9 protein-coding genes are annotated in these 9,866 nt (G+C 56.7%); 2 read left to right on the forward strand and 7 right to left on the reverse strand.

The annotated features are described in order from the left end of the window. From BLQ92_RS39025 to BLQ92_RS39050, 6 genes are all read right to left on the reverse strand, one after another. A partial coding sequence (locus BLQ92_RS39025) for a sugar kinase (protein ID WP_244896720.1) occupies positions 1-1,115 on the reverse strand: 1,115 nt, incomplete at its 3' end. A 2-nt stretch (positions 1,116-1,117) separates the two neighbouring features. Beyond that, positions 1,118-1,504, reverse strand: a complete 387-nt coding sequence (locus tag BLQ92_RS39030) for a hypothetical protein (protein WP_244896721.1) — start codon at positions 1,502-1,504, stop codon at positions 1,118-1,120. Positions 1,505-2,094: 590 nt separating this feature from the next. Further along, positions 2,095-3,945 carry an ATP-dependent nuclease gene (locus tag BLQ92_RS39035; protein WP_090696059.1) on the reverse strand — a complete coding sequence of 617 codons (1,851 nt, stop codon included), beginning with the start codon at positions 3,943-3,945 and terminating at the stop codon, positions 2,095-2,097. Positions 3,946-4,060: 115 nt separating this feature from the next. Further along, entirely contained in the window at positions 4,061-5,032 is a 972-nt protein-coding gene (locus BLQ92_RS39040; protein WP_090696060.1) for a reverse transcriptase family protein, read from the reverse strand. Beyond that, a complete protein-coding gene (locus tag BLQ92_RS39045; RefSeq protein ID WP_074262788.1) occupies positions 5,001-5,306 on the reverse strand; it encodes a helix-turn-helix domain-containing protein in 306 nt (101 codons plus the stop codon). Before BLQ92_RS39045 ends, BLQ92_RS39040 begins: the two co-directional genes overlap by 32 nt. A 33-nt stretch (positions 5,307-5,339) precedes the next feature. Beyond that, complete coding sequence (locus BLQ92_RS39050) at positions 5,340-5,597, reverse strand: hypothetical protein (protein ID WP_143016755.1); 258 nt, start codon at positions 5,595-5,597, stop codon at positions 5,340-5,342. Positions 5,598-6,410: 813 nt separating this feature from the next. Between BLQ92_RS39050 and BLQ92_RS39055 the strand changes: the two genes are divergently transcribed. Together BLQ92_RS39055 and BLQ92_RS39060 are read left to right on the forward strand one after the other, a co-directional pair. Then, positions 6,411-7,055, forward strand: a complete 645-nt coding sequence (locus BLQ92_RS39055) for a hypothetical protein (protein ID WP_090696062.1) — start codon at positions 6,411-6,413, stop codon at positions 7,053-7,055. Positions 7,056-7,298: 243 nt separating this feature from the next. Continuing rightward, positions 7,299-8,369: a COG3904 family protein gene (locus tag BLQ92_RS39060; protein WP_143016756.1), complete on the forward strand. Its 1,071-nt coding sequence runs from the start codon at positions 7,299-7,301 to the stop codon at positions 8,367-8,369. A 423-nt stretch (positions 8,370-8,792) separates the two neighbouring features. Here the strand turns inward: BLQ92_RS39060 and glmS are convergent. Beyond that, positions 8,793-9,866 (reverse strand): glutamine--fructose-6-phosphate transaminase (isomerizing) (gene glmS, locus BLQ92_RS39065; RefSeq protein ID WP_090696065.1); only part of this gene is annotated, 1,074 nt, incomplete at its 5' end.

Below are 9,866 nucleotides of genomic sequence, written 5' to 3' on the forward strand. Positions count from 1 at the left end.
GCGCATTCTTTGAGCAACAGACAGTCCATGTGATATGCGCGTCGCAGTTCGCCTTCGCTCGCCGGCCGCTTCAACTCTCCGTTTTCCTGGATGGGACGACGCACCCTGAAGTTGTGATACGAGAGGCTATCCGCAGCACGGTCGAGTTCCTGCTTCTCGACGTACGATAAATCTGGACCAGCAAGATATATGGAATAGCTTGGCCTGTCGTGCCATGAAAGTGCCGTCCCGCCGAGCGCTTGCAGCGTATTCAACGGGAGAAGGAAGTCGCGCTGCACATCACGCTTGATGTCGTCAGGAAACGTCGACTGCGAGTATGCTGTCGCGGCCTGACAGCCGCGCCACGCCGATTCTGTCCAACCCTTGTGAGAGAGGCCGACCATTACGGCGGTGTAGACGTCGCCCACGCCAACGGAGTTGACCGTTTTCCCCAACGTCGCGGGTATCTCTTCGACGCCGCCATTGTGCAAATCGAAGAGCCGGCTGCCGCCACGATTCTCCTTTAGGAGAAGTACATCCGGCGTCAGCGTCTTGACCTCGGCTATCAATGCGCCAATGTCATCATTGCCAAGCCGCACGAACAGCGAAGACGATGTCGAGATAATGATAGCTTGCACGCGCCCGCGGAATCCCTCCAGTGATGACAGGTCGTTCAGGTCATATGCGATGTCGAACGCGAACCGTGCGTCTAAGGAGAAAGCATTGGCAAGTTTGTCGACGTCGAACCGCCCGGGAAATACGACGACCTTCTGGTAGGCTTCGAGTTGTGGGACCGGGTCGCGAAGCTTCACGACCTTTTTGTCCCGCATCAGGTCTTCGTAGCCTTGGTGCGAGACCTCCGTCCCGTCTCCAATGACGATGACGTTCGGCGCACCGACGACATTACCAAGCCAGACAAACTCCTTGCATCCGCATTTCGCGAGATAGTTCTTCGCTTCGTCAACCAGATACTCAGGGCAAACCGCTGCGACGGCAAACTCTAATCCTGCCGCCCAGAGACCCCGCGCTGCATGCGCTATGCCACCTAAACGAAGCTTGCACTTCTCACCACGTTGGGCGAGCGTAAAATCGACAACCAGCTCCCCAACAATCAGAACTGCACCGGTGTGGGTCATGATTATCGCGGCCCGAAGTCGCCCTCAACGGTGGGAACCGGCGCGAGAGCAGACGAACTCACCACACCAATGTAGTTCACGTTGCTTGCGAGGCAAGCAACGAGATAATTAAGCGATGTGGGGAGCGCACCCACCTTCACCCCATTCACATCGACTGCGAAGACGCGTCTTCCATCAAAGATAATTCCTAACTCAGCACCGACTGCAGGTACCGTGTTGAAGCGTGCGTGGTAATCGCTGTTACCAACATCCTGCAACAACGCGTGGAACGCCTGCTTGCATCTGTCAACGCCGCTCGCACCGCCTGCCATGCCAGTTCCGTCTCCCTCGACTTCCTTGGCCTTTGTACCTGGATAGTCCGAAAACGAGCCCGAGCCTGAGCTTCCCATAATTCCCTCGTCGCGTGGTTGATGAAGTCTTTTCCGTTCGTATATGTGCTTTTTTCTCTGAAGAAGAGTACAAGAGCGTGCAATTCAGTTGCCACGATTCCGGCACGCGCGTTGAAATCTATGCCCTGTGCATAGCGAGTATCGAGAAGCGGCTTGAGTGAGAGCAAACGGAAGATTACGCTCAGGCGAAACCTAACGCGCATTGCGTTCACGGAATGGTTTTCGGGAACAAGCCGACAGGACGATACTATCCGTGGCTCTTGAGTCTACGCAGAAAGGTTCGCGCTGTCACCAGCGCAAGATGCAGACGAAAGGTGCTCCTACCAGCGCGTTGGCGGCGGCATTCGCAGGTGGCAGAACGATGCTTAAAGGTACGAGCCGTTCACTGAGGTCGCGAGTTGCTGCAAGCTCTCAATCCTGACTGTCGGCATATCTTTGTTCTCAACTCACGGTTCTTGCCTCCGACGACGCGATGGCACTCCACCGGTAGCCTAGCGCTGTCTCCAGCGGCGACATGTTGTGTTCATTCTCGATGCCACGGCCAACCGCCGTGAAGCCTGAGGGGGAGTCACCTGTCGATATAGCGAAGTTCACACAATGCGCTGCTTGCTCTCAAGCGCCAATGAGATGGAGCGGACCACCTCTTTTATTCGCCCCTTCGACTCGTCGTCGAATACATCCCACGTCAGTTTTCTCTTCTTAACGGACTGGAGGAACTGGCTCGCAAGGATGGGCTTCGAGGCTTTCAACTGTTTTACGTAATCTGAGTTGCGCACTCCTGCAGGAGCAGGCTCGCGGTGCAAGACATGTGCCGCAAAATCAGTCTGACTGAACACATCTTCGATACCTGGACAGTCATTGAGCAGTATCACGTTCTCGGTGGTCAGCTCTTCGTCCCCGCTGTAGAGCGTCTGCTTGAGCTTTTCACGCAACGACCGTCCCTTCTTGTCGTCATCAACAGCAAAGATAAAATCAAGACCCCACCCTCGCAGCAAGAATGAAAGTTGTACCAGCTTGTCGGCACCGGTGGCGGCGAGGAAATGAGCCGGCTGCACGCAATCGGTCAACTGCCAGAAGCCGTTCATATAGTAAAAGCCACTGATTTCTTCCAGCAGAACATTGTTCGTTTTCTGTATGTGTTGTTGCTGCGACAGGTCTGAACCGATGGCGGCGTATAGCGGCGAAAGCGTGTCGCTGGTCGCGCCTCCAAGATGCGCGGCATCTATTACCGTTGTCGGTCCGCCAAGACGGCCAGTCATCCGCTGCACAGCACGGACGCGATAAAGTTTTTCATATTCGATAAGCTGCGGGCTGTGCGTCGTGTACACCACCCATACGTCTCCTTTCACCGCATTGAGTAACCGCAGCAAGTTCTGCTGGGCCCGAATGTGTAACCATGCTCCGGGTTCATCAAGCAAAAGAAGACGGCCGCGTCGAATTTTCTCGGACGCACTCAGAAAAAGAAAGAGGGATACAAACCACTTAACTCCTCTACTTCGCTGCGCAGGGTAGAAATCGGCTTCACCGTCTGCGACCCAGAAACTCAAATATCGATTGGTGCCCGTCGTGTCCATTTCTGACCGGTATTCAAGTCTGCAACGAAGCCGCGGAATGGGTAAGCTGCTCTCCCCAACCTCGAAGAATTCGCGGAAACGCTCGTTCAGCCTTTTGTCTCCCTTCTCCGTGAGGGCAATTTGCGTTCTCCGTTCGGCAGTCAACAATTCGGGTAACGATATTTTTGCCGCCCGCAAGTAGTTCCTGGCGGCATCGCGACCAGCCCCCACAAGTTCGCCTTTGTCATCGATATCGACGTAGTCGGGAAGAGCCTGACTGTCCACATCAAACGACAAAGCACGCGGTGCAGAGCTGTGTATCACGAGAGCCAGGTCATTCGTCCCCATCTTCGATGTCGGGCTTTCATGGCTGACCGGTTTCGTCCCTTCTGTCGAAGCGTTAGCGATAGCTGAAGCGATTGTCGTTAGTGACTGGCCTAAATTGACCAGGCCCGCACCGGTGTTATGCGCATCTTCAAGCATCTTATCGAGTTCTGGGTCCGCAATACCGACAAGTCCTTCAAAGACCGTCCTCCCCTCAGCCCGTGAGCGGTCCCACGCATAGTCCAGTACAACCTCGCCGCCTCGCGTCGAAAGATAACGCCTCACCGCCTGCTTCTGAAAGAACCCCCAACTGGCGAGTACGGACTCTAGTTCTTCATAGACAACTCGAACACGAAGGTGAATTTCCGGCTCTTTACTATCGACCCGGCAGTCGTTCTCGTTCAACCGCGCATTACCAACGGTAAGCGCCAGCGCATCCAGAACAGCGCTTTTGCCGCTCTCATTCTGGCCGATGAGCACGGTCACTCTGTCCGCCGAAAAGCGTTGCCACTCGGAGTCAACGATTGAACGAAAATTTCTGATTCTGAACGCTAGAAAGTCCATAACAACCTTGCTTTATTATTTCTGACTGGAAATCCCATCCGCCTGCTGCGCACTATCGAATACCCAAAGCAGCCCCTCTGACCGGCGCGTCTTCATCCGTACCACGTTCATCGAACTATTCGGGAGACCCTTCGGTATCGAGCGGGATAGCTTGCCTTAACTTATCCGACAGCCGCGAACCAAGTTCGGGGTGCAGTCGAACCACCTTCGCAATCTTGCCACGCGTGCTCGCCACCGAAGGCACGTCCGCCTGAGTCCCGGACGTCAACGCCTCTTTGACCTGATGCACCTGTGCTCCGATTCGGCGGCGCTCATCCTTTGGCAATGCCGGGTGAACATTCACCACAAGGCTATTAACCGTTATGCGATGGTTCCGCCGAAGCACCTTGTGCTTCGAGCGCTTTACCGAGTACCCGTATCCCTGAAAACAACCTATTGCTATCCGATTGATGTCGGTCAGTTCCGCTTGGGACGTGTCGGTGGCCTTCGAGATAGTTATGTCGTCGACGAGACGGGAGTATCGCCAGCCACGCTTTTCAAGCGTCTCAACCAGACAGTGTTCACGCTGCCAGAACACAAGATTGGCAAGGTAACTGCTAGTTCTCGCGCCCTGCGGGAGGAAACCGTCCTTGGTCGTCAACCGCGTGAGTACCTCCGCAACTGGAGGCGCGAACCGGAAAAAATCCCTCCAGATGTCTTGGACAAGTTCGGCTCGCGTACTGGGAAAGAAGTCCGCAATGTCCAGGGTGACGGCAACACATGCGCCGGCGTGAATCTCGGCGTTGCGTACGTAGTCTCTCGGATACGCCTTGTCGCGAATGCTTCCCTGAAGGTACAGCGGAAACAGAACCTTATGAAAAAACAACTGGTTAATCCGGCCTTGAACTTCCTTAAGTTGCTTATGCGCGTCCCATGTTACCCGCTCAGTCCCGTCTTTTTTCGCGATTGGCTTTCTGCGGTACATATTCCCGGCATTCACAGCCAAGCGATTCAGCTGACGCTCGGCTAAGCCAAGCGCCAACGCCAGCGTCCTCACGTCCTTAATCGGCGCGAAGTTATATGAGGGCTTGTTCGGGCGGCTGCTCATTTAGCAGTTGGAGAGCTGCGAAAGATAGCTTTTCCTGCAGGTCGACGGGCAAGCCGGAAAGCTCAGTCTGGTCTGCGGCGAGGAAAAATAGGATGCCGGACGGGATTGCCAACGCTTCCGAGATTCGCTGAATGATGGAGAGGGTTGGGTCCTTCCGCTTGTTCTGCTCGAGCAGCGATAAATACGAAATCGAAATTTCGGCCTTTTCAGCAAGCTGCGCTTGATTGTATCCACGCTGCTTGCGGCAGAGTGCGATGGCGCGGCCTAGGTTCATCTCATGGTCCTTTGGAAAAGATGGTTTGCCGTGTCACCGGGAGTTGAAGAAAAGGTGAGCGAGAGTGGCGAGATTAGTCACGATGCTGAGCGCTTGGGCAAGCATGGCTAATGCCCGCTGGCTCACGCGATGTGGTACCTCGACTTCGTCTGTCCTTTCTTGCAGGCAGTCCTCCATTTCTTTGACGACAGCCTTCAACTCTTCACTGACACTGGTGCCTAACTCTTGGTGCTTTTCCTGATGAAGCGCCTTGAGCGCATCGATGCAGGTTTTCAATTGGTCGTACTTCATTGGAGTGTTCTCCGAAAACGGGCACATGCCCAGCTTCCACAAGCAAATAGCCGAACGGAGAGAGTTAGACACCACAAACCACATCCCAACAAAACAGCTTCCTTCAGTGCATTGCAAAACCGCGCAACGCTTACATCGCGGCAAAGGCGCTCATGCGATTAGCAGCATGCGAACCCCTACCTAACCAGCCAGCCGTAATGACCACGCCATTCGCACTCACGAACCGCGACGAGTGCATCGCGTCCACGGTTTCGGGGATGCAGTGCAGCCAGTACGGCGCGCTTCGGCGGTGACGTGGGAATTGCCCGCTATGCGGGTACCTCGTTCCAACGAACGAAGCAGCACTACCACGCTACTACTTGGGGAGCGATGAAGTCGACCTGTTAAAGAGCACCGAGGGGCGATACGCCCCTCCAGAACAAAGAATACATCAAAAACGTACAGCCGCGGCTTTTTTTTGACCACCAGTCAAATTGCGACTTCCCGAGTCGTTGCGCTGCCTGGTCGGGTCCAGCACCAGACGCTAAGTAAAAGCTGGGTAACAAGCGCGTCGGTGCCGCTTGGCATAGCTATCAGGCAACGTCATCGGGCTGCTGGCGAGACTTCGCGTGCTCGCGAATACTCGGTTCCCCCGAGCACGTCAAGCACTCATCGACAAACGTGGTTAGAATTGAACAGGGCGCCAGCCAGAGCTTCGAGCGGCTCAAAAAAGGCGGCATGTTTCCATGTTCAATCCCCGCGATAATCGTGCAGCTCCGCACGCGCAGGGGTCGGAATCGCTCGAGACCCCGCGCTGTATTCGGAGCACACGATATGACACAGCTCTCCGCTATTGTCTTTGCCGTTCGTCGCGCGCTTGCTGCTCAAGGCATGTCCCTCTCGACCGGCCATGCCCAGCAGCTTGCTGCCGCTGCGCTCGGGCACAACAATCTCGCTTCCTACCAGGCGTCCAATGACGATGCCGGGCTGGCGCTTGCGTCGGTCATCGTCTTCGACTCAGGGCGGCTTCACGACCGTGCCACCGAGCTCGGGTACCACGGCAGCGCGTTTGCGCAGGCGCTCTCCGCTGTGCTGGAGGCGCGCTTTCCGACGGCGCGCATCTACTCAGACCACGAAGACTGGCTGACCGACGTCCAGAGGCACTTCGAACTCGCAATAATCAACAATGGACATGTCGAGTCCGAAGTGGCAATGACCAACGGCACGTTCCCGCGGATTGATATTGAGTTGCCGTGGTGGGAGACGCTCGATGAGTACGATGGCGACGACCTTAGCACGGAAATCGAAGGTCTGGTCACGGTTGACCAGGGGGATGACCGCGCGTATTACGGCCATGAGATTGACGTGCGCGCCACGCTAACGGTGGAACGCTTCGGTCGGCGCCTCTTCGGTGACTACCGTCTTGAGGTGGAGAAGGCAGGTCTACGATGGCTAGGCGAGCCGAACCCATCCTTCTGACCGCAACAGCCTGCCGCTCCTGCACATCTGGCCGGGGCGGCATTTGGTGCCCCCATCCCGTGGCGGTCGGAAATCGATACGCCCAGCAGGTCAAGAAAGATGATGCTGAACGCGCGATGCCGGAAGCGGTGGCCCTCTGTGCAAGTCAATCTTAGAGCCTCACCGTCCTCGAAGAGGAAGCGTTAGGAAGATGTGTCGCCGCCTCTTAGTGCGGCATTCGAGGGAAATTCGGGGAATAGAACTGTGAAAACACTGAGACTAGTCTTGCTGGTTTTCGGCTTCGCGAGTATTGCCGCAAACGCGATGACGTTCACTGCACCCAAGCACAACCCCGCCGACGTCATTACGTGGATAGACCAACACGGAGACACCACACGAATCTACGCGGACGGTGAGATAACCACCTCCAGCGCCAGCGAGTTGGAACAGTTTGTTCGCGCGAATCACATCGAGAGCGGCATGGTCTTGTTCAACTCCCCTGGCGGCTCGCTAATGGGCGGCGTGGCGGTGGGCAACACCATCAGAAAGCTCGGATTCGACACCGGCATCGCTACGTACGCTGGCGGGGGGATGGTGGCGAGCGGCATCTGCGCGAGTGCGTGCGCGTACGCGTTTGCCGGCGGCCTCGGCCGATATTATTCGAGCGGTAACACAAGACTTGGCATTCACCAGTTCTACTCGCAGGGCAATGACATAGGCAACGGCACGAGCCAGGAAGTCAGCGGCATGCTGGTCGCCTATCTTCAACGAATGGGCGTCGATGCGTTGGCATTCTCTGCCTCAGCATCGGTTCAGCCCAATGACATTCTCTGGCTGAGCGCAGCGGAAGCCAGTAGGCTTCACTTCTCAAATAACGGTATCGAGCAAACGACGGCAGAGTTGAAGCAGGTCAAAGGTTCGACGTACCTCCGCGTCGAGCAGAAATACACGAGCTACACCGCTCGTTTCATCTTCAGTTGTGCTCGCGACGGCCGGCTGCTATTGATGGGCGGCATCGTCACCACCCCCCAAGATGCGAAGCAGAAGTATGACTGGGCGACGCAGTCCTTCTTCACTTTCGACGAGCAGACGATTCAAACTAAGCGAAAAGGCAGCGCGAACGATGGCCTTGCCCCGAACGACTCAAATATCTGGGTAACGCGCTTTCTCGCGCCCGCGGAGGTCCAGAAACTGTTGACGTCGAAGACCATAACGACTTGGGTTGCAGCGGACGGAGCAGTCGGGAGCACAGGCGCTGTGGATATCAGTGGAGTTCGCGACAAAATCCGGGATTTTGTCGCGAACTGCAGTTTCTATCCGCGAGTGGGCCAATAGTCGCGCATTGCGAACCGACGCCCTTCACGGCGTTGACGATGGCATCAGGCTGTTGCCACGGAAACGCGCCACCTCTTGCCGGAAAGAGCTGCATGTCCGAAGTTTTCTGGGAGGGTTGTGGAGGTTCCAGTCTGCCGGTTCGCCTCCCGGCATTTTTCGGGCAAATCTGCTGCAGGAACTGAAGCACGCCTATACCGGGACGAAGAAGCGTTCCGTGAAGGTTCCCGCCCTGCGATTGCCCTCAAAACGCGGGGTCGAGGGCACAAATTTATTACCGACTACACTGAGCACAGTAGAAGCGTTCCGCGCCATATCCAGCAAGGGGTTGATGGAATTTTAACCCCCGCTACGGAACACATCTACGAGAGGCCACGGAACGCTTTCATTTGGTGCGAACAAAAACTATCAACGCCCGCCCCCCGCTCACTCCACCGTCACCGACTTCGCCAGATTCCGCGGCTTATCCACATCCGTCCCCCTTGCACACGCCGTGTGATACGCCAGCAACTGCAGCGGCACCACATGCAGGATCGGCGAGAGCAACCCATAATGCTCCGGCATGCGGATCACATGCAGCCCCTCGTCATTGACGATCTTCGTATCCGAATCCGCGAACACATAAAGCTGGCCGCCGCGTGCCCGCACTTCCTGAATATTCGACTTCAGCTTCTCGAGCAGCGCATCGTTCGGCGCCACCGTCACCACCGGCATCGCTTCCGTCACCAGCGCCAGCGGCCCGTGCTTCAGCTCACCCGCCGGATAAGCCTCGGCGTGGATATACGAAATCTCCTTGAGCTTCAGCGCACCTTCCAGTGCGATCGGATAATGCAGGCCCCGTCCGAGGAACAGCGCGTTTTCCTTGCGTGAAAACTCTTCCGACCACGCAATGATCTGCGGCTCCAGCGCCAGCACGCTGTTGAGCGCCGCCGGCAGGTGCCGCAACTGCTTGATGTACTCCGCTTCCTGCGCCGCGCTCACATGGCCGCGCAGCTTGCCGAGCGTCACCGCCAGCACGAACAGCGCGACCAGTTGCGTCGTAAACGCCTTGGTCGACGCCACCCCAATCTCGCGGCCCGCATGCGTGAGGAACGAGAACTCCGTCTGCCGCACCATCGCGCTCGTGCCGACATTGCACACCGCCAGCGTATGCGGATGCTCAAGCGACTGGGCATGCTTCAACGCGGCGAGCGTATCCGCGGTCTCGCCCGACTGCGAGATCACCACCACCAGCGCCTTCGGATTCGGCACCGACTCGCGATAGCGATACTCGCTGGCAATCTCGACCTGGGTGGGGATCTTCGCCACCGACTCCAGCCAGTACTTCGCCGTCAGCCCCGAGTAATAGCTCGTGCCGCAGGCGAGAATCAGCAGGCTGTCGATACCCGCAAACGCCTTCTGCGCACCTTCGCCGAACAGCGAGGCATCGAAGGTTTCGGCTTGCGGAATCGTGTCGGCAATCGCGCGCGGCTGCTCGAAGATTTCCTTCTGCATGAAGTG

The sequence above is a fragment of the Paraburkholderia phenazinium genome, assembly GCF_900100735.1.
In the GTDB taxonomy this organism is placed as follows: domain Bacteria; phylum Pseudomonadota; class Gammaproteobacteria; order Burkholderiales; family Burkholderiaceae; genus Paraburkholderia; species Paraburkholderia phenazinia.